Below are 17,659 nucleotides of genomic sequence, written 5' to 3' on the forward strand. Positions count from 1 at the left end.
CTGTTGACCTAAACCAACTGGCGACGGGCATTAATCAGCTTTAGCAGCTCCGACGTGGCCGTGGCATCTGCCAGGGCGCGGTGGTGGTTATTAAGTTTAATCTCAAACTCCTCGCATAACTTACCCAGGCTATAGGATTGCAGTCCCGGGTAATAGCGGCGCATATTCACTACCGTGCAGAGCTGCGGCATATCGAATGTGATATCACAGCGGGCAAACTCGCTACGGATAAAGCCGTAATCGAACTTAGCGTTATGGGCAACAAAGACTGCGCCTCGTAAAAACTCGGCAAGCTTGTCGGCAATATCAGCAAAGATGGGCGCATCGGCCACCATGGCGTTGCTGATACCGGTTAAACGGCTGATAAAAGACGGGATAGTGCGGCCAGGATTAAGCAGGGTGCTAAAGGTGTCTAACACCTCGCCAGCCTGGACTTTTACCGCGCCAATTTCAATCACCCTGTCGGTGCCAGCTTTGCCGCCGGTAGTTTCGACATCCAGCACCACATAGAGCCGATTGGGGTCGACTATCCACTGCAGTTTTTCAATCCGGGCGTTAAAACCGGCGTTATTCAGGGCTAGCAGCCGGGCGAGCTGATGGCGCTGAATTTTATCGCCGGGCGCTTTAACTTCGATAAACTGCAGCTGCTGATCTTTAATCAGCAATAAATCCGGGTAGCCACTGCTATGGCGGTTAAAGTCCTGCGCCATGGCACGGAGTATTGGCGCAAGAGCACTCTCAGCCGGTTCGCCGCTTTTGTCATTTTCACCATTTTTCTGATGGCTGCGCGGCGCGTATTGCAGCAAAGGTAATAGCTGTTCAGCGAGATCGCTATGCCAGTAAAAAAGGCTATTGGCTTTGCCATAATGCGCGGTTAACGCGCTTAGCAGGATGGTTGCGGCATTAGGCGCGGCTAGCAGTGTTAATTTATGCTCGATGGTTGTTTGAAATTGCTCATAAAAGCCACCCGCACTTAAATTACGTGGCCGCCGCTCGAACGGGTTATGCAGCGCACTGTCCTGATGTTCGAATAACTCATGCCAGAACCAGAGGCCAAACAACGCCAGCCACAGGTTATTTTCACTATGAAACGCCCGATAACCGAGCGCCTGATAATGCGCAATCAGCCCGGCTTCTGCTTTCCCCAGATAGAGCTCGTCTACGCCAATTTGCGGGGCGGCGTGCAGCAGCTGCGTCAGCTGCGAGCGGCGCTGACTCTGGCTACCGGCAGTAAACTTACGCTGATAAAAATCTTCAGCAAATAGCCATTCTTCATCACAGCTGGGATCTTCTAACAGTTGTTGCAGGTGCTGTTGGCACTGAATAGTATCACCTTGCTGCCAGTACAGCCGCACCAGACGCTCGCTGGCCGGAAAGCCATTGCTTTGATGGTAAAAGGCCTGCGCCAATGGTAGCAGTTTCTGCTGCTCAGCCAATTTGCCAAGCTGATAGCAGCGTTCGCTGCGTTTGGTCACGAGCTCCGGAGTAGTGCCAGACGGCCACTGCTGTACTTGCTCCAGCCATGGACTTAACAGCGATTCGGCATCAGCCGGCTGTTGTTTTAGCTGTTTACTTAAATCGGCCAGTGCCCGTTTGGCTTGCGCTAATTGAAAGGCCAGCTCAGCGGTCGCCAGCTCGGTAAAGCGCGGGCTAAATTGCTGCTTAAACTGACCGGTTTGCCGGATCCCGAGATCGCGCAGGGTAAACAGTGAAAGGTTAGGCTCGACCCGTCCAAAATAAAGAAAATACAGATAATTAAGCGCATCCAACCGTTGCAATGCCACATACTGTTGCGGCAACTGTGCGATCAAACCCAGCCAATCGACCGGCAACGTCAAGGCCGCGCGCAGCAGCTCGGGCTTGCTGTGGCTTTTTTTTGCATTTAAGGGGGATGTCAACTGCGGCGCGGCCAGTTGTAACAACTGCCACAGCGTCGCTTTAGTGAGCCGCAGCCAAAAATCAGGGAGTTCGGCTGCACTAAGCATTGCGATAAAACCAGCCTGTTGTAGCTCTGCTAATAGCGGCGCTACCGGGCCAATTTCGGCATAGTACAGCTCACTGTCGGCAAACACCCGGCCTTTGCGGTTAAGCATCCGCACCAGCAGCTGTTGCGCTGGCATGCTGAGTTGTTCGAAATCGGCAAGCCAGGTGCTGGCAGAGGGGGTTAGACAAGGGCCATAATGCGTTTTTACAAACTGCAGCAACTCCTGAAAGTGCTGCAGATAGTAACGGGCATCTAGCTCTGGTCTAACCGTCATAGGCTTAGCTAATCACCGTACTAATCAGATAACCGGTATAACCGATAAAGACCAGCAGCAACAGCGCGCCTTCCAGCCGGTTGATCCGCCCTTGCTTTTTATAGCCATAGCCCATCACAAACAGCGCTGCGGTTAGCACGGCCATTAGCGTCCAATCACGGGTCAGGACTACCGCTTCCACCGCCATAGGCTCAATCGCCGCCGCGATACCGACCACGGCCAGCGTATTAAACAGGTTGGAGCCAATTACGTTACCCAGCGCAATATCATGCTCGCCCTTTTTAATCGCAATCAGCGACGAGGCCAGTTCTGGTAAAGACGTACCAACTGCGACCACTGTTAAGCCGATTATCAGATCACTGACGCCCAGGCTTTGTGCGATAAACACCGCGCCGTACACCAGTAACCGCGAGGCCAGGATCAGTAACGTCAGGCCAACCAGCAGCCAGATAATGGCCTGCTTTAGCGTCATTTGCTCGGCACTGGCCAGCTCGTCGCCCATTTCCACTGCCATCGCATCCTGGGGATTACGCATGCCCTGCCATACCGACCAGCCCATTAACACAAAAAATACCGCCAGCAAGCACCAGGCATCAAAGCTGCTAAGTTGATGATCGAACAACTGCCAACCGGCGAACAGGGTAATTAACATTAAAATGGGCAGTTCTTTACGCAGCACCTGAGAATGCACAGCGATAGGACTTAACAGCGCTACCAAACCGAGGATCAGCGCAATATTGGTAATATTGGAGCCGTAGGCATTACCCAGTGCCAGTGCCGGATTACCATCAGCCGCAGCCATGGCAGAGACCACCATTTCCGGTGCTGAGGTACCAAAACCGACAATCAACATACCGATTAACAGCGGCGGCATACCGGCATACTTTGCTGTCGCCGCAGCACCATCGACAAATTTATCTGCGCTCCAGACTAACAGCGCCAAACCCGAAATCAGAGCTAACACGGCCCACAACATAGCTTACTTCTCCTGAAGGTGAACTGCGTTTAGTGTAGCATGGCGCCAAAATGGCTAATAGCTGGCCAGCACAGCTTTTTTTGCAGCCCTAACCGCGAGCTGCTAAGCTGCTTAAAAAGCCCGAAGGAGAGGTTGATGGCGTTAATTGGTATCTTAGCAGTGTTATTTTTGGTGCTGTTTTTACTACTGCCCTTACTGGAAAAATATGGTAGCAAGGGTGAGCAAGCCGAACAGGACTATCGTAAATATGGCCGCTGGATCTTGCCACTGGTCGCTATTTTGTTACTGGCGCAATTAATTAAGATGCTGCTTGGTTAGGGCACTAAATAATTTAAAAAATAATAGTTTAAAAATTCAACACCAGCATACTTTTAGACTATTTGATGCTGTAGTGCTAATTATTGCCAGCTCAGTGGATTTAAGCGATAAAATCGGCTAAGTAACTGATATAAAGCCGGATGTTCGGTATTAAGCTCAGCCGGCTTTTCAAAGAATACTTCAGTCAAGACCGCAAAAAACTCCGCCGGGTTGGTGGCACCATAGGGATCAAGCAATACAGGTAACCCCAGCGCCAGCCGCTGCTGCAAGTCGTCATACGCTTGCTGCATTACGCTTGACCACTGCTGATAATCACTACTACGACTTAGCACCGGCGCGCCCTGGGTCGGCCCCTGCTCCTGATCCAGTTGATGGGCAAACTCATGGATCACCACATTATGGCCATCGTGCGGATCGGCAGCACCCGAGAGCGTGTCCTGCCAACTTAGAATGACCTTGCCCTGGCCCCAGGACTCACCGCTGAGCACCCGTTGTTCCTGCCGCACCAAGCCCGCAGCATCGGTTTGTGCTGTGTCAACAATAAAAGCAGAGGGGTAGATCAGAATACTGCGTAATGCCGGGTAATAGTGATTTGGGCGGTTAAGTAATAGCAGGCAGGCCTGAGCGGCGATGGTCACCCGCATTTCATCGGTTACCGTCAGGCCATCGCAACCAATAAAGGCTTTTTCGGCGATAAAAATCTGCATATGCTTTTTTAACTGCAATTGCAGATCGGCTGGTAAGGCGCGGAAATAAGGCATCCGCTGTTTCAGAATTTTACGCCAGGCTTCAGGAAAGGGCCTGGCAGCAATGCGCTGGCGCTGCCAACGCCGGTAATAAGGTTGCCCCAGCACTAAACCAATAATCAACAGCGTCAGTACAGCTAAAATAAGTAGCGGCAAAAGGGTGCTCCGGCACGATCAGTCGAACTCTTTCAGTGGGGTAAAGTCTGATAAAATTCAAGCTGTGTCAGGTTGTGTGCACGCCCTATGCAGAGGAGTTTCGCCTTGTTTAATTTTCTGAAAAACCTGCTGGAAAAAGCCGCTGAAGGCTTACCCGGTGCAGCCGCCAGCCATCAACCCTGGCAGGCAGCCGGCCTCAGTGAGCCACAATTTATGGCAGTGGTGCTGTTGCTGCAGCTAAGCCATGCCGATTTCGACAGTACCGAGCAGGAACAACAACTGGTCCTGCATTATATTGAACGGGAATATGCGCTGGCCAGGCCACAAGCACAGCAGGTATTGGCGCAGGCCAATCAGCTGGCCGCTGATGCCACCTGTTTGCATGCCTATACGTCGAAGTTGAAAGTATTAACAGAGCCAGAGCGGCTGGCGTTATTGAACCAGCTATGGCAACTGGCCTGGGCCGATGGCAGTGTCGACCCGAATGAAGAAATGATGCTGCGCAAGGTAGCGGATTTACTCTTTATCCGACACAGCGACTTTATCAAAGCCAAACTGGCCAACCAACCAGCTGAAGGCTAACGCGGCTCAGATTCGTCTTTACGCAGCACCTCACCTTCGATCACTGTGCCTTGTTGCTGCCGCTGCCCGGCGTAAGGATTGGCGCCATCTTGCTGGGCTTGCTGATAACGAGCCGCCTGCTCACGGAATTGCCGCATCCGTTGCCGGTGCCGGAATAGCAAAATCGGGATCAGGATCCAACTGAGCAGCAATGCAAACAGCAGAAAGACCGCACCCACCAGCAACATCACGCCCAATACCAGCCATGCCAGTAGGCGCTGCAAAAAACTGCCCTGGCTACGTAGCTGAAACTGCCGTTGCCACGCCGAAGCTTGTTGGCGAAAAGAAGGATCGATCATAGGTTTCCTTTAAAGTTGCCGCCGGTAGCAACCTCAGCTACCGGCAGGCATTATAGCCATTTTGGCTGAGTTTAGGCTGAATAGTTCATCAATCAGCCTTGTTACTGAGCGCCCAGCGCATAATATCTCCCCAGCTTGGCTCCTTGCCATACATCTGCATGCCACGTAAAAATATCCGGCCTGCTACCCGGCGCAGCCAGTACAGGGTGGCAAGCAACAGCATTAACGACAGCAACGGCTGCCACCAGGGCAATTCAACCAGCGCCATCCTGACCGGCATCGCCGCAAAGGAGGTGAGCGGCAGCCAACTTAATAACGTCATGGCCCAGCCGGTGGGGCTATCGATCACCAAATAAGTAAATAACAGCGGTAGCCAGGTGATCATCATCACCGCGCCCTTACCACTGGTATTGGGATCGTCAATCGAGGCAGCAATAGCGGCCATAAAGGTCGCACACAACACTACGCCAAGCAGGGCAAAGGGCAGTAACCAGGCTAAGACCCCAAGATTCAGCCAGTCCAGCTGCAGCGGTTTATTGGCAAACACCAGTACCGCCACCAGAAAACCCAGTAACATCATCAGCGTGGTGGTAAACATGGCTTTTAACGCACTCAGGCTATGACCCAGTACCTTGCCATCGATCCATTGCTGCGGTGTTACTATGGCAAATAACTGCTCTGTTACCCGATGCTGCTTTTCGCCGGTAATGCTCATTAACAGTTGACCAAAGGCAGTGGTAAGCCCCATCAACAGCATAAACAGCACCGCCAGGGCGATCAGTTTTTCCGGCCGATCTTTTCCCTTATAGTTGTCATCGAGGTAACGCATTTCAAGGCTGACAGGCTGCTGTAATGCCGCCAACTGCTCTGCCGACCAACCCTGCGCGGCGGCATACTGCTGCCGGTAGTGCTCCAGCAGCACGCTTTGTAACTGCTGTTGCCACTTTTTACCGGCCTTGGTATGGATCAGCACCTGCTCATCGCCTGGCTCCAGCACCGCATGCCAGGTTTCGTCCTGCTGCAGCTGTCGCAACTGCTCTTCCAGGCTGACCGTCGGCTGCTGAAACTGAAACTGGGCGCTACTTTCCAGACTAAAGCCGGCCGGTACTGCGATCCGATATTGCTGGCGGCCTTCATCCACAAAGTAACTCCAGGCAAAAATCGCTCCCATTACCCCCAACATCAGCAAATACGAGATCAGCTGTTGCTTCCATTTAAAAAACCGTAAAAATTCCCATTTGGCGACGACCAGACTTTGCCGCGAAATCATACTGCTTGCTCCTGTTGCTGATGTTGGGTCATCGCATTCAGATATAACTGATGCAAGTCCGGATTTTGCATTGAGATATTTTTCAACGCACAGTAAGGCAGCAGCTGCTGTAAACAGGCCGACAGCTGTTGGGTTTCATTAAGTCGCACCAACAGCCGCTGCGGTGTCTGTAGCAGCCAGCTGTATCCGGCTAGCCAGCGGTCGAGCTGCTCACTGCTAATCGGCTGCTCGGTTTCAATCACGACTTCCGGTTGTGGCTGAGCCTGGCTGCGGATCTGCGCCAGAGTACCGGCCAGTACTGCCTGCCCTTTCGCCATCAACAGCATATGATCTGCCAGTTTTTCCACCATCGCCATCTGATGGGCGCTTAAAATCACTGTCATGCCATCGGCACGCAGTTGTTGTAAAAACTGCACCACTTTTTCCTGATTCAGCGGATCCAGACCAGAAAAAGGCTCATCCAGAATCACCAGTGCCGGACGGTGGATCACCGCAGCAATCAGCTGAACTTTTTGCTGATTGCCCTTGGACAACTGCTTTAAATCCTCTTTCCGCCGATCCGTTAATTCAAAAACATTGAGCCAATGTGTCAGTTGCTGCTCGGTTTCTGCGGCAGATAAACCATGCAACTGCGCCAGAAAGCGCAGATTTTTTTCGACACTCTTGTCAGCATAAAGTCCACGGTCTTCCGGCAAGTAGCCGAGATAACGGCGGGGCACATGGTCAAATTCGCCCCCATCATGCTGTACCAGAATATGGCCGGCATCGGGACGGGTCATACCGACCAGCATCCGGATAATCGATGACTTACCGGCGCCATTGGGTCCGAGCAGCGCAAAAATCTCGCCTGGCTGGATCTGGAAACTAACACCGCGCACTGCCTGTACTGTGGCATAGTGTTTTTCAATCTGTGTGACTGTAATTTGCATTGTTACTTAATCCTTTGCTGCACTCGCCCCACTTTACCATTATGGCCTGTTGAACTTAACCGCTTTTCTTAGCATAAATGTAACAAAAAGTATGTTTGTGCAGCAGCTAGAGCACCATGTAGTTTAAAAAGTCGACACCAGCGAGCGCCAAAAAGTGCGCAGGCAAGGCAAGTTTTTAAAGGTTTAGTGGGTCTAAATCGAGAAAACTTAACGCAGCATGCGCGCTTTATGGCCTCGCCCTTCGGGAAGGCCTGAAAAAACCTCACTCTGCGTTCTGATTGCTCGAAAGAGCGCCACTATTCCTTCGCAATCACGCCTTGATTGAGGTTTTTTCAGGCATTCTGGTGCGCACTTTTTAAACTACATGGAGCTCTCAGCCGGCTGTTCGACGATAGTCTTAGTAATATCAGCTGCATTAGCCCCTTAGCTATGCTAAAACAGCTTTTTCTGAAACGGCGCCAGGAACTCTAAAGCCTATGCGTTACCAAATCGTATTTGCCGATGCCGCTACTCTGGGCGATGCCGATTTATCGGCTTTGCACCTTGCTAACTGTCAGCTTCAGGTCTATGCCCACAGCAGCGCCGACGAGCTGCCGGCACGGCTGCAAGATGCCGACATCGCTATCGTCAATAAATGCCGCCTAGACGCGGCGCTGATTGCCAAACTGCCACGCCTGAAAGCTATTATGGTGGCGGCAACCGGTATGGATAATATTGATCTACAGGCGGCCAGGACGGCAGGAATTCAGGTGTTTAATGTTACCGATTATGCCGGCACGGCTGTGCCACAGCATGTCTTCGCCTTGCTGCTAGCACTGAGTAATCAGCTTTTCAGTTACAGCACAGCGGTACAACGTGGCGACTGGAGTCGTAGCCAGAGTTTCTGTTTGCTGGATTACCCCATCTTTGAACTGGCCGGCAAAACTATGGTGATTGTCGGCTATGGTGTCTTGGGTCAGGCAACGGCTGCCTTAGCCAGGGCCTTTGGTATGAAGGTATTGATCGCCGAGCGGCCCTCTGCCACAGAGATCCGCCCCGGCCGCCTGGCATTTGGCGCGGCACTGGCAGAGGCAGATATTGTCTCCCTGCACTGCCCTTTGACCGCTGATACCCGGCATATGATTAATAAGAACAGTCTGGCAGGGTTAAAAACCGGCGCTGTGCTGATCAATACGGCGCGCGGTGCGCTGATTGAGCCTAATGCGCTGCTTGAGGCCTTAAAAACCGGGCAGGTCGGCGCGGCTGCACTTGACGTTCTTAGCACTGAACCGCCCCCGGCCTCGGATCCGCTGCTAAATTGCAAGCTACCCAATTTGTTAATCACGCCCCATATTGGCTGGGCCAGTCGTGAGGCGCGAACCAGAATGGTGTTAAAGATTGCCGACAATATTCAAGGTTTTCTCGAACGCTGAGTCAGCCGCTAAAAACTGTTATAATAATTAGCTGTTTTAGTAATAAGATACTACCCGGCAGAACGGATGCTCTGCCCAACATCAGCAAAGAGTGCCACTTGCATTGGATGCGCCGGGGCGATAAAAATAAGAGCTTTCTATGCGTTTTCTTTATGTTTTTTTGTTGGCGGTTGGAATAAGTCTGCCAGTGCAGGCTGCTAACCTGACAGAGCGGCTGAGTGAAGTAGACAAAAGTAAAGCTGCTGCCGAACAATTTATTTCCAGTCTGCAAAACCAGGCACTAACGACCTTAACTGCCGAAGACTATCTGGTGTTGTCAGTCAGTTATCAGACAGTCAATAACAGGGATGCTGCCCTGGATGCGGCCAGTAAGGCGGAGCAACTGGCTACTACCCCTTATTTACAGGCGTTAAGCCTGTTTCATAAAGCACAAATTCACGGCATTTATTTTCAGAATGCTGAGATGGCTCTTCAGCAGCTACTGGCTGCCGAACAACTGCTGCTTAACAGCGACGAGCAACCCAGCCTGCGCCTGCTTAATGATGTACTACGCAGTTTCGCTTCTGCCTATAATCTGCTTGGACAGTTAGCTACGGGTTTGGAGTATGCGGAGCGTAGTCTGGCACTGGCACGACAACTGGGTGAGCCGTCGCGGGAGCTAACCTCACTGATTATCAGTGGCCGGCTGGCATTGCAGGATAATCAATATCAGCGCGCCTTTTACTACTTACAGCAAGGTTTGACGCTGGCCAATCAGCTACAGGATTTTGAAAGTCTGGCTTCAATCCACTTCAGGCTGGGAATGGCGTTTCGTAAGTTGGATTTGCACCAGGATGCGCTGGAACATTTTCAGCAGGCAGCAGAGCGCTACCGCGCTTTGGATCTGCAATCTAATTATACCCATGCGTTGATTTATCTGGCTGAAACCTATCTGGAAGAGCCAGTACAGGCGGAGCAAGCGCAACTGTTGTTGGAAGAAGCACGACACATCGCCGAGCAGCAGCAAAACTTACTGCGCATTGCGATGGTCAACTACAGCCTGGCCCGCACCGCCTTGGTACAGCAACAATTGGCACCCGCCGAACAATTATATCAACTGGCGTTGCAGCAATTCCGCCAAATAAACTCTGCGACCTATCTCCAGGAAATTACGCTGGCATTAGCGCGGCTCTATATCCAGCAGCAGCGTTATCCGGAAGCAGAGCAATTGCTGGCCGACATCGCGCCAGATATTAATGCCGCGGCAACTTACCTTAAGCTACGCTTCTACAACAATAAATCCGACCTGGCTGCTGCGCGCCAGCGGTGGCAGACAGCTTATCTGGCGCAGCGGCCGGCGATGCAGTTAGCACAGCAAGAGCAAAGCGAACAATTAAGAAGCAGTATGGCCCAGCTGAAAGGGGGCTTAACCGATAACAACCAGGTGAGCCAGCAGTCAGCTGAGCTGAAGCAACTGCAACTACAACTCGCCGCCGCCGAATCCAGACAGGTTCTACTGCAGTTATTGTTAGTCGGACTGATTTTTACTGCTTTCGTGATCTGGCAATTATACCGTCGGCAATTACCGGTAGCCACGACAACGCCTGCGCCGGAATTGGCACCAAAACAGTGGAGCCAGTTCCGTGAAAAAGTAAAACAGACCAATCAACGTACTGCACCACACTTAATAGTATTACTGCCGCGTAATCGCACCCTGCTGCAACAAAAATATGGCAGACGTTGCGTCAGCGAGTTGCTGGAACAAGTACGTCAGCAACTTAACCTGCCGGAAGTTACCGCCAGTTTTAGTGGCAGTGAAATGCTGTGGCTATGTTGCGACGATGAGCAGAAATTGCCGCAACTACAACAACAGGCGATTGCGCTGTTGGAACAAAAGCTGACTGAGCTTGGCGCCAATCCTGAATTACTGACCCTGAACTTGCCACTGCAGGACCTGCTTGGCGAGCACTGGCAAAAAGAGGATCTGAATGGTCTGGCAGAGCTGGTCTGGCTCTGCTGGTATCTGGCCGGGCAACAGTTAAACTCTGGTTCCTTGTGGCAACTGGTTGTCTACAGCAGCCATCCCCGGCCCTGTGAATGGCAGGCAGACAATTTGCGTGCCGATATATTAAATGCGCTGAAACTGGGTGAATTAACACTGCAGTTAAACGGCAATCAGCTGTCGTTTCAACTCTGAACTAATGACGCTGGCAGCAGGAATTGCTGTTGGCGTCGTTTAAGGGGGCAGAAAAACGCCAACTCTACCGCCTGCAGCGCCAGGCCTGTGGTGCTTTTGTTTTGCCGGCCGTATTGCGGATCGCCCATCACCGGGCAGTTTATAGCAGCGAAGTGTCGACGGATCTGATGCTTGCGACCACTTATCAGTATTACCTCTAGCAAACTGGTATCGGTTAAACTGCAATACTCCAGCAAACTAAAACGACTTTCTGATGCCTTGCCATCCAGCGGCAGTGCAATCCTACCCTGACTCAGCACGTCAGCAGGCAAAGCGCCCTTTACCCGTACCCGGTACTTTTTGATAATAGCCCGCTCAGCGATGAGTTTGCTCAGGGCCGCTGCGGCCTGTTTATTATGTGCCAGCAAGACTAAACCACTGGCTTCACGATCAAGACGGTGCAGCAGGAACACGGGGCGGGCGGGTGTAAAGTGTTGCTCGGCAAAGCGCAATAAGCTGAGATGATCGCCCCATTCATTACCTTGCGACAACATACCGGCAGGCTTAAACCAGACAGTATAGGCCTTTTCATCAGCCAGCAGCTGCGCCGCAGCACAATCCCGGCTTAAAATTTCACTGTCATAGTGCAGCGCCAGCCGATCACCGGCTTTCAGCATAAACTGGGCGCGTCTTAGTCGTTTTACCGGCTTGGCAATTAACTGCACGGCGCCCTTGTTCATTGCATCTTTTAATCGACCTTTCGGCAACTCCGGCACTGCCGTACTGAGTAGCTCTATGGCGGTGACGGGGGCTGTAGCGGTGATCTCTCGGCTTAATTTCATCGGTTCTTTGTCACCGCAACGGCGGTGTTCCCTTATGGTTTCAGACGATTGATCTTATCAAAAAGCTCTTCCCAGCCGCGAGGAATATGCCGCACCCCACCCTGATCGCGTAATAAACGCTCGATATGAATCGTCAGCCGCTTTACTGGTTGCAAGGTTTTCTGGCGGTAGCGATACAAAAAGGCCCACAACGCCAGCGACAGCACCAGCAAATAACCCAACCAGAAGGTCAGTAATGCTAGCAGTCCGGCACCGAACAAACTTTGCCGCTGCTCCAGCATAACCAGGGACAGAGGTTGCTTTCCGATCCGCTGCAACTGCAATACACGTTGCTCCAGGTCGCGCAATGGCGTCTGGCTATTACCTAATAATTTGCCATGCTCGTCCAACAGGAAAAAATCGGTTCCAGGCAACAGCTTCTGAAAAGGCTCAAGCAAAACGGCTGAGTCAATGACAAAGATCAACCAACCGCCATGCCCATCGGCAAAGCTTAAACGGCGGCTTAGCAAAATTTTGTTCGTTTCCAGGTGGCTCAAACCGGCTTGCTCGGCAACCGGTACCTTACGCTGCTGCTCAAGCCAGGGCTGTAAAGTCTGGATTTGCAGTAGCGAGAGCTGTTGCGGCGTTAAATACACTAAATCCTGATCCGACCAATACAGCACGCGATCCAACCATGGGTACAGGGTTCTGGCGGTATTCAGCGCTGCTTCAGAACGGCTTAAAAAATGCAGTTCGTTATTGGATAAGCGCTGTGCCGAGCGCAAACTTGCTATATCAGGTGTTTGGCCGTCAAGGGTATAAAGGGGGGAATTAAATACGGATAGCAAGTCCGCTTGTTCCAACAACGCCTGTTGCTGCATGCTGTCAGCAAACTTTTGTAAAGGTAATAACTGCGCATCCAAATGCAGCGCCTTAATGGCCAGGCGCTGACTCTGCAACTCCATTCGCTGCTCCAGTGTCAGCAAGAAATGCACTGTTGCCGCAGCAAAACTTAATAGCAACACAAAAAACGCACCCAGACGCCGGGTGCGTTGATATTCAGAAAGGATCGGGTTCTGCATCGGCTGTCCTTGCAGCAGCATTTAACTCAGCTGAACATACTACGTTTTGGCGCAGAGTTAAATACCACGGGCCATCTGGCCCGATTCTGCCTACAGATTAGCCTCGGCAAAGGACGCCAGCCGGCTACGAACCACCCCGTTCAGATTAATGGTAGTACTGCCCTCAAAGTTCTTAAAACGTTCGACAATATAGGTTAGCCCTGAGGTCACCGCGGTCAGATAGTTGCTGTCAATTTGCGACAGGTTACCGGAGCAGATTAACTTGGTGCCCTCGCCGCAACGGGTAATAATAGTTTTTAACTGCGCAGCACTGAGATTCTGGCATTCGTCGAGGATCACTATCGCATTTTGAATGCTGCGGCCGCGCATAAAGTTAACCGACTTAAACTGGATATTGGCTTTCTCCATAATGTAATTCACGCTGGCGTGCGGATGCTCATCGGTTTTGTGCAGCACTTCCAGCGAATCGGTGATGGCCGCCAGCCAAGGCGCCATTTTTTCCTCTTCTGAGCCGGGTAAAAACCCAATCGACTCAGCAATTTCCGGAGTATTACGGGTGACGATGACCTTATCGTACATGCCTTTCTCAATCACCAGCTCTAACGCAGCGGCAAGGGCTATCAGGGTTTTACCGCAACCGGCGGGGCCAGTCAGGATCACCAGATCCATCTGTGGATCCAACAGCGCCTGTAACGCCATTGCCTGATAGATATTTTTCGGATGAATACCCCAGGCATGGCGGTGCATCATACGTTCCACACCATAATCCGCAATCTTCAGCTCTGTCTCAGTGATCGCCAGCACCTTGCCGGCAAAGGTTTCTGCTTCATCAATCAGATATTCATTTACATAAGCATTCGGTAGTACCTTGCGGCTGATATAGTGCACGACCTCGCGCCCCTCATTGACGGTACGGCATTCGCCAACCTGTGACCAGAACTCGCCGCTAAACTTGTAATAGCCTTTATACAGAAATCTGACATCGTCAATTAACTGGTCAGTGCGGTAATCTTCGACCAGCTTCAACCCGGCGCCCTTGGCCTTTAGCCGCATATTGATGTCTTTTGTCACTAATATGACTTTGACCGGACTCTTTTCGCGCTGTAAATAAAGGGCAGTATTAATAATCAGGTGATCGTTTTCACCACCGGGTAAGCCCGGAATTTCATCTTTCAAATGGTGGTCGTTAATAATAAAGATATGTCCGCTGGGTCTTTCATCACTGCGGGCCGGTAAGGCCACGCCGTGCAACATCTGTTCGGGTGATGCATCTTTCAGCACATCCTCCAGCGCCCGGATCGCCACCCTGGCATCACGGCTAACGTCCTTATGCCGATCTTTAATATGATCCAGCTCCTCCAGTACGGTCATCGGGATTACAACATCATGTTCTTCGAAGTTCAGAAAAGCGAAAGGTTCGTGCAGCAGAATATTGGTATCAAGGACGTAGATCTTCTTCTCTTTCGATTTTTTCCGCGCCATAGGCACTGCTCCTTTTTGTTTTCACCCACAGATTTTTGCATCCTATTAGTTCAGCATAGTGCATCCATCTCAGACTGCTATACTGAGTGACAGTTTTTTTAAACTACCCTGTGACTACCTTGCGACATTCAGATGACAGAAAAATGACCGCAGCCGCTTGTTTTGCAGATGCATCAGAGCGTTTTTCGCTGTACCATGGCGCCCCATTTTTAGACTGCCAGGATTACGTATGAGATTTGCACTGGGCCAGCGTTGGATTAGCGACGCGGAATCAGATTTAGGGTTAGGAACCGTTATCGCAATTGAAGGACGGATGCTAACGTTATTGTTTCCGGCCAGTGGCGAAACACGGCTCTATGCCCAGCAAGAAGCTCCGCTAACCCGCGTTACCTTTAATGTTGGCGACCAGATTAAAAGTGCAGAAGGCTTCAGTATTCTGGTGCAGGAGTTAAGCGAGCAACAACAGCTGCTCAGCTATCATGGCGTGCGCACCGATAACGGTGAGCCGGTGGTGTTGCGCGAAACTTTTCTCGATCACTTTCTCAGTTTTAATAAGCCGCAGGACCGCCTGTTCGCGGGTCAGATCGACCGCTTCGAGTACTTTCCACTACGTTTCCAAAGCTGGCAGATGCAGCAACAACTGCAGCAAAGCCCACTGCGTGGCCTGGCCGGTGGCCGGGTGAGTTTGATCCCGCACCAACTGTATATCGCCAGCGAAGTTTCCCAGCGTCACGCACCACGGGTGTTATTGGCTGACGAGGTCGGCCTGGGTAAAACTATCGAAGCGGGCCTGATCCTGCATCAACAATTACTGACCGGGCTAGCCAGCCGGGTACTGATCGTGGTACCGGAATCGCTACAACATCAGTGGCTGGTTGAAATGTGGCGCCGTTTTAATCTGCGCTTTTCGATCTTTGATGAAGAACGTTGCCAGCAAGCACAATTAGATGCTGACAATCCCTTTGATACTGAGCAACTGGTGTTATGTAGCCTGGAGTTTCTAACAAAAAAGAAAAGTTGGCATGAACAGGCAGTAGGTAGTCACTGGGATATTCTGGTGGTCGATGAGGCACATCATCTGCAGTGGCAACCTGAGGCGGCAAGCACGGAATATCAGCGCATTGAGGCACTGGCGCAGGATACGGTCGGCCTGATTCTGCTTACTGCGACACCTGATCAGCTTGGTCATCAGAGCCACTTCGCCCGTTTGCGCCTGCTTGATCCTGACCGTTTTTATGATTATCAGGTGTTTTTAGAGCAAGAGCAGACGTATCAACATATTGCCGCCCTGGCGCGCCGCTTGATGCAAACAACGGACCCTGATGCCGAATTAGTGACAGAGCTGAGACAACTGTTAGCTGACAATGAAAGTCGCAAGCTAGTTGAACAGTTAAGCCAGCAGCCTGAGACGATGCCTGCGATCAAAGAGGCATTGCTGAAACAATTACTGGACCGTCACGGCACAGGCCGCATCCTGTTCCGTAACAGCCGTGCCGGTATTAAAGGCTTTCCAAAACGCCATGCGGTTCCGGCGCCGCTCAGCTTGCCTGCCCAGTATGAAAATGCATTAAAGGTGTTTCAGAATTTGCAGCAGGACGCACCACTGCTACACCGGGTGCAGGCACAACTCTTTCCCGAACAGGTATTTCAGGATTTTGAGGGTTCGAGCAGCCAGTGGTGGCAATTCGATCCCAGAGTCAGCTACTTGCTGGATCTGTTAAAACAACATCGGCCGGCGAAGTTTCTGGTGATTTGTAGCAAAGCAGCCACCGCCATAGCGCTAGAGGAGGCGTTACGCACCCTGGCCGGAGTAAGAGCCGCTGTGTTTCACGAAGGCATGAGCATTCTGGAGCGTGATAAAGCCGCGGCCTACTTTGCGCAGGAAGAATACAGCGCCCAGGTACTGCTATGCTCAGAGATCGGTAGTGAGGGCAGGAATTTCCAGTTTGCGCATCATCTGGTGCTGTTCGATTTACCACTGAATCCGGATCTGCTGGAACAGCGTATCGGTCGCCTGGACCGGATCGGGCAGCAACAGGATATCCAGATCCACTTACCCTATTTTGCCGGCACCGCGCAGCAATTGCTATTTGACTGGTATCAGCAAGGCTTGGATGCCTTCGCCCAAACCTGCCAGAGCGGACGAATTATTTTTGAACAACAACAGCAACAGCTGTTGCAACTGCTTGCCTCGGCGGCCTGTCAGTCTGAATCGGTTCTGGCTTTTATCAGCGACACCGCAAGCCTGGCAGCCCGGTTACGACAGCAACTGGAGCAAGGACGTGATCAGCTACTTGAACTTAACTCCGCTGGCGGTAGCAAAGCAATCGAGTTAGCGACAGCAATCAGTCAGTTGGATCAGGATGTGCGGTTACCGATGCTGATGTTTAAAGCCTGGGACCTGCTGGGCGTCGCTCAGGAAGATCGCTCAGACACCAGCATTATCTTGCGCCCGTCGGAACAATTGCAGCTGAACTACCCCGGGCTGGACGATGAAGGCACTACCGTCACCTTTGACCGCTTAACGGCGCTGGCAGAGGAAGATATCCAGTTTCTAAGCTGGGATCACCCGATGGTCACCGGCACTTTGGATCTGCTAAGCAACGAGCACTTTGGCAATAGCTCTGTCGCCCTGCTACCGAACAAGGCGTTACCGGTCGGCAGCTTCTTTGTCGAACTGATTTTTATCGCTGAAGCCAGCGCACCGGCTATTTTGCAGCTTAACCGTTATCTGCCGCCAACGCCCATTCGCTTGCTGCTGGACAAAAGCGGTAAAGATCTGGCGGCAAAAGTGCCCTTTGATAACTTTAACCGTCAGCTAAAACCCGTAGGTCGGCAAACCGGAGCCAAATTGGTTAATGCGTTACAGAATCTGATCCATCCTTTACTGGCTGCGGCGGAGCAACAGGCAAACAGTCAACTGGCGGCACTCAAAGCTGAGGCTGTTAGCCAGTTACAACAGCAATTGACTGCCGCAATCCAACGTCTGCTGGCGCTGCAAAGCGTTAATCCACTGGTTCGGCCGGAAGAAATTCATCACCTGCAAGCACTGCGGCAGCAAGGCGAGGAATACCTTGCGAAGGCTCGTCTAAAACTAGATGCGATCCGGGTTATCGTAGTGAGCCACGACTAGT

The 17,659-nt window shown here is 51.7% G+C and carries 14 protein-coding genes; 5 read left to right on the forward strand and 9 right to left on the reverse strand.

Going from position 1 to position 17,659, the window contains the following annotated elements:
- Nucleotides 1-8: 8 nt before the first annotated feature.
- The gene (locus AEST_RS11610) at nt 9-2,258 is read right to left on the reverse strand and encodes an exonuclease domain-containing protein (RefSeq protein WP_008609235.1); all 2,250 of its coding nucleotides are present in this window, start codon (nt 2,256-2,258) and stop codon (nt 9-11) included.
- A 4-nt stretch (nt 2,259-2,262) separates the two neighbouring features.
- On the reverse strand, nt 2,263-3,234 hold the full coding sequence (locus AEST_RS11615) for a calcium/sodium antiporter (protein ID WP_008609236.1): 972 nt from the start codon (nt 3,232-3,234) through the stop codon (nt 2,263-2,265).
- 135 nt (nt 3,235-3,369) lie between these two features.
- Here AEST_RS11615 and AEST_RS11620 point away from each other — a divergent pair, with 135 nt between their 5' ends.
- Nucleotides 3,370-3,552, forward strand: coding sequence for a hypothetical protein (locus tag AEST_RS11620; protein WP_008609237.1), 183 nt, complete (start codon nt 3,370-3,372; stop codon nt 3,550-3,552).
- 80 nt (nt 3,553-3,632) lie between these two features.
- On the opposite strand, the gene AEST_RS11625 is transcribed toward AEST_RS11620, so the two are convergent.
- Nucleotides 3,633-4,454 carry a M90 family metallopeptidase gene (locus tag AEST_RS11625; RefSeq protein WP_008609239.1) on the reverse strand — a complete coding sequence of 274 codons (822 nt, stop codon included), beginning with the start codon at nt 4,452-4,454 and terminating at the stop codon, nt 3,633-3,635.
- Between the two features lie 105 nt (nt 4,455-4,559).
- On the opposite strand from AEST_RS11625, the gene AEST_RS11630 reads away from it, so the two are divergent.
- The gene (locus AEST_RS11630; protein WP_008609240.1) at nt 4,560-5,036 is read left to right on the forward strand and encodes a tellurite resistance TerB family protein; all 477 of its coding nucleotides are present in this window, start codon (nt 4,560-4,562) and stop codon (nt 5,034-5,036) included.
- Here AEST_RS11630 and AEST_RS11635 read toward each other — a convergent pair.
- The 3 genes from AEST_RS11635 to AEST_RS11645 form a co-directional block, all read right to left on the reverse strand.
- Nucleotides 5,033-5,374: a hypothetical protein gene (locus AEST_RS11635; RefSeq protein ID WP_008609241.1), complete on the reverse strand. Its 342-nt coding sequence runs from the start codon at nt 5,372-5,374 to the stop codon at nt 5,033-5,035. The genes AEST_RS11630 and AEST_RS11635 overlap by 4 nt on opposite strands.
- Nucleotides 5,375-5,462: 88 nt before the next feature.
- Entirely contained in the window at nt 5,463-6,644 is a 1,182-nt protein-coding gene (locus AEST_RS11640; protein WP_008609242.1) for an ABC transporter permease, read from the reverse strand.
- Nucleotides 6,641-7,573: an ABC transporter ATP-binding protein gene (locus AEST_RS11645; protein WP_008609243.1), complete on the reverse strand. Its 933-nt coding sequence runs from the start codon at nt 7,571-7,573 to the stop codon at nt 6,641-6,643. The genes AEST_RS11640 and AEST_RS11645 overlap by 4 nt, the downstream gene beginning before the upstream one ends.
- Nucleotides 7,574-8,049: 476 nt before the next feature.
- Between AEST_RS11645 and AEST_RS11650 the strand changes: the two genes are divergently transcribed.
- Together AEST_RS11650 and AEST_RS11655 are read left to right on the forward strand one after the other, a co-directional pair.
- The gene (locus AEST_RS11650) at nt 8,050-8,985 is read left to right on the forward strand and encodes a D-2-hydroxyacid dehydrogenase (protein ID WP_008609244.1); all 936 of its coding nucleotides are present in this window, start codon (nt 8,050-8,052) and stop codon (nt 8,983-8,985) included.
- Nucleotides 8,986-9,124: 139 nt separating this feature from the next.
- A complete protein-coding gene (locus AEST_RS11655; RefSeq protein ID WP_008609245.1) occupies nt 9,125-11,161 on the forward strand; it encodes a tetratricopeptide repeat protein in 2,037 nt (678 codons plus the stop codon).
- Here the strand turns inward: AEST_RS11655 and AEST_RS11660 are convergent.
- From AEST_RS11660 to AEST_RS11670, 3 genes are all read right to left on the reverse strand, one after another.
- Complete coding sequence (locus tag AEST_RS11660) at nt 11,152-11,982, reverse strand: RluA family pseudouridine synthase (RefSeq protein WP_008609246.1); 831 nt, start codon at nt 11,980-11,982, stop codon at nt 11,152-11,154. The two genes, AEST_RS11655 and AEST_RS11660, sit on opposite strands and share 10 nt — an antisense overlap.
- Nucleotides 11,983-12,014: 32 nt before the next feature.
- Complete coding sequence (locus AEST_RS11665; RefSeq protein ID WP_156803894.1) at nt 12,015-13,043, reverse strand: hypothetical protein; 1,029 nt, start codon at nt 13,041-13,043, stop codon at nt 12,015-12,017.
- Nucleotides 13,044-13,133: 90 nt separating this feature from the next.
- A complete protein-coding gene (locus tag AEST_RS11670; protein WP_008609248.1) occupies nt 13,134-14,525 on the reverse strand; it encodes a PhoH family protein in 1,392 nt (463 codons plus the stop codon).
- A 229-nt stretch (nt 14,526-14,754) separates the two neighbouring features.
- Here AEST_RS11670 and rapA point away from each other — a divergent pair, with 229 nt between their 5' ends.
- On the forward strand, nt 14,755-17,658 hold the full coding sequence (gene rapA / locus AEST_RS11675; protein WP_008609249.1) for an RNA polymerase-associated protein RapA: 2,904 nt from the start codon (nt 14,755-14,757) through the stop codon (nt 17,656-17,658).
- Nucleotide 17,659 lies beyond the last annotated feature (1 nt).

The sequence above is a fragment of the Alishewanella aestuarii B11 genome (genome assembly GCF_000280055.1).
Lineage (GTDB): Bacteria > Pseudomonadota > Gammaproteobacteria > Enterobacterales > Alteromonadaceae > Alishewanella > Alishewanella aestuarii.

Bases quoted from the DNA above. Each gene is read 5' to 3' on its own strand.
- AEST_RS11610 (WP_008609235.1), bottom strand. From the start codon at position 2,258: ATGACGGTTAGACCAGAGCTAGATGCCCGTTACTATCTGCAGCACTTT.
- AEST_RS11615 (WP_008609236.1), bottom strand. From the start codon at position 3,234: ATGTTGTGGGCCGTGTTAGCTCTGATTTCGGGTTTGGCGCTGTTAGTC.
- AEST_RS11620 (WP_008609237.1), top strand. From the start codon at position 3,370: ATGGCGTTAATTGGTATCTTAGCAGTGTTATTTTTGGTGCTGTTTTTA.
- AEST_RS11635 (WP_008609241.1), bottom strand. From the start codon at position 5,374: ATGATCGATCCTTCTTTTCGCCAACAAGCTTCGGCGTGGCAACGGCAG.
- AEST_RS11640 (WP_008609242.1), bottom strand. From the start codon at position 6,644: ATGATTTCGCGGCAAAGTCTGGTCGTCGCCAAATGGGAATTTTTACGG.
- AEST_RS11645 (WP_008609243.1), bottom strand. From the start codon at position 7,573: ATGCAAATTACAGTCACACAGATTGAAAAACACTATGCCACAGTACAG.
- AEST_RS11650 (WP_008609244.1), top strand. From the start codon at position 8,050: ATGCGTTACCAAATCGTATTTGCCGATGCCGCTACTCTGGGCGATGCC.
- AEST_RS11655 (WP_008609245.1), top strand. From the start codon at position 9,125: ATGCGTTTTCTTTATGTTTTTTTGTTGGCGGTTGGAATAAGTCTGCCA.
- AEST_RS11660 (WP_008609246.1), bottom strand. From the start codon at position 11,982: ATGAAATTAAGCCGAGAGATCACCGCTACAGCCCCCGTCACCGCCATA.
- AEST_RS11665 (WP_156803894.1), bottom strand. From the start codon at position 13,043: ATGCAGAACCCGATCCTTTCTGAATATCAACGCACCCGGCGTCTGGGT.
- AEST_RS11670 (WP_008609248.1), bottom strand. From the start codon at position 14,525: ATGGCGCGGAAAAAATCGAAAGAGAAGAAGATCTACGTCCTTGATACC.
- rapA (WP_008609249.1), top strand. From the start codon at position 14,755: ATGAGATTTGCACTGGGCCAGCGTTGGATTAGCGACGCGGAATCAGAT.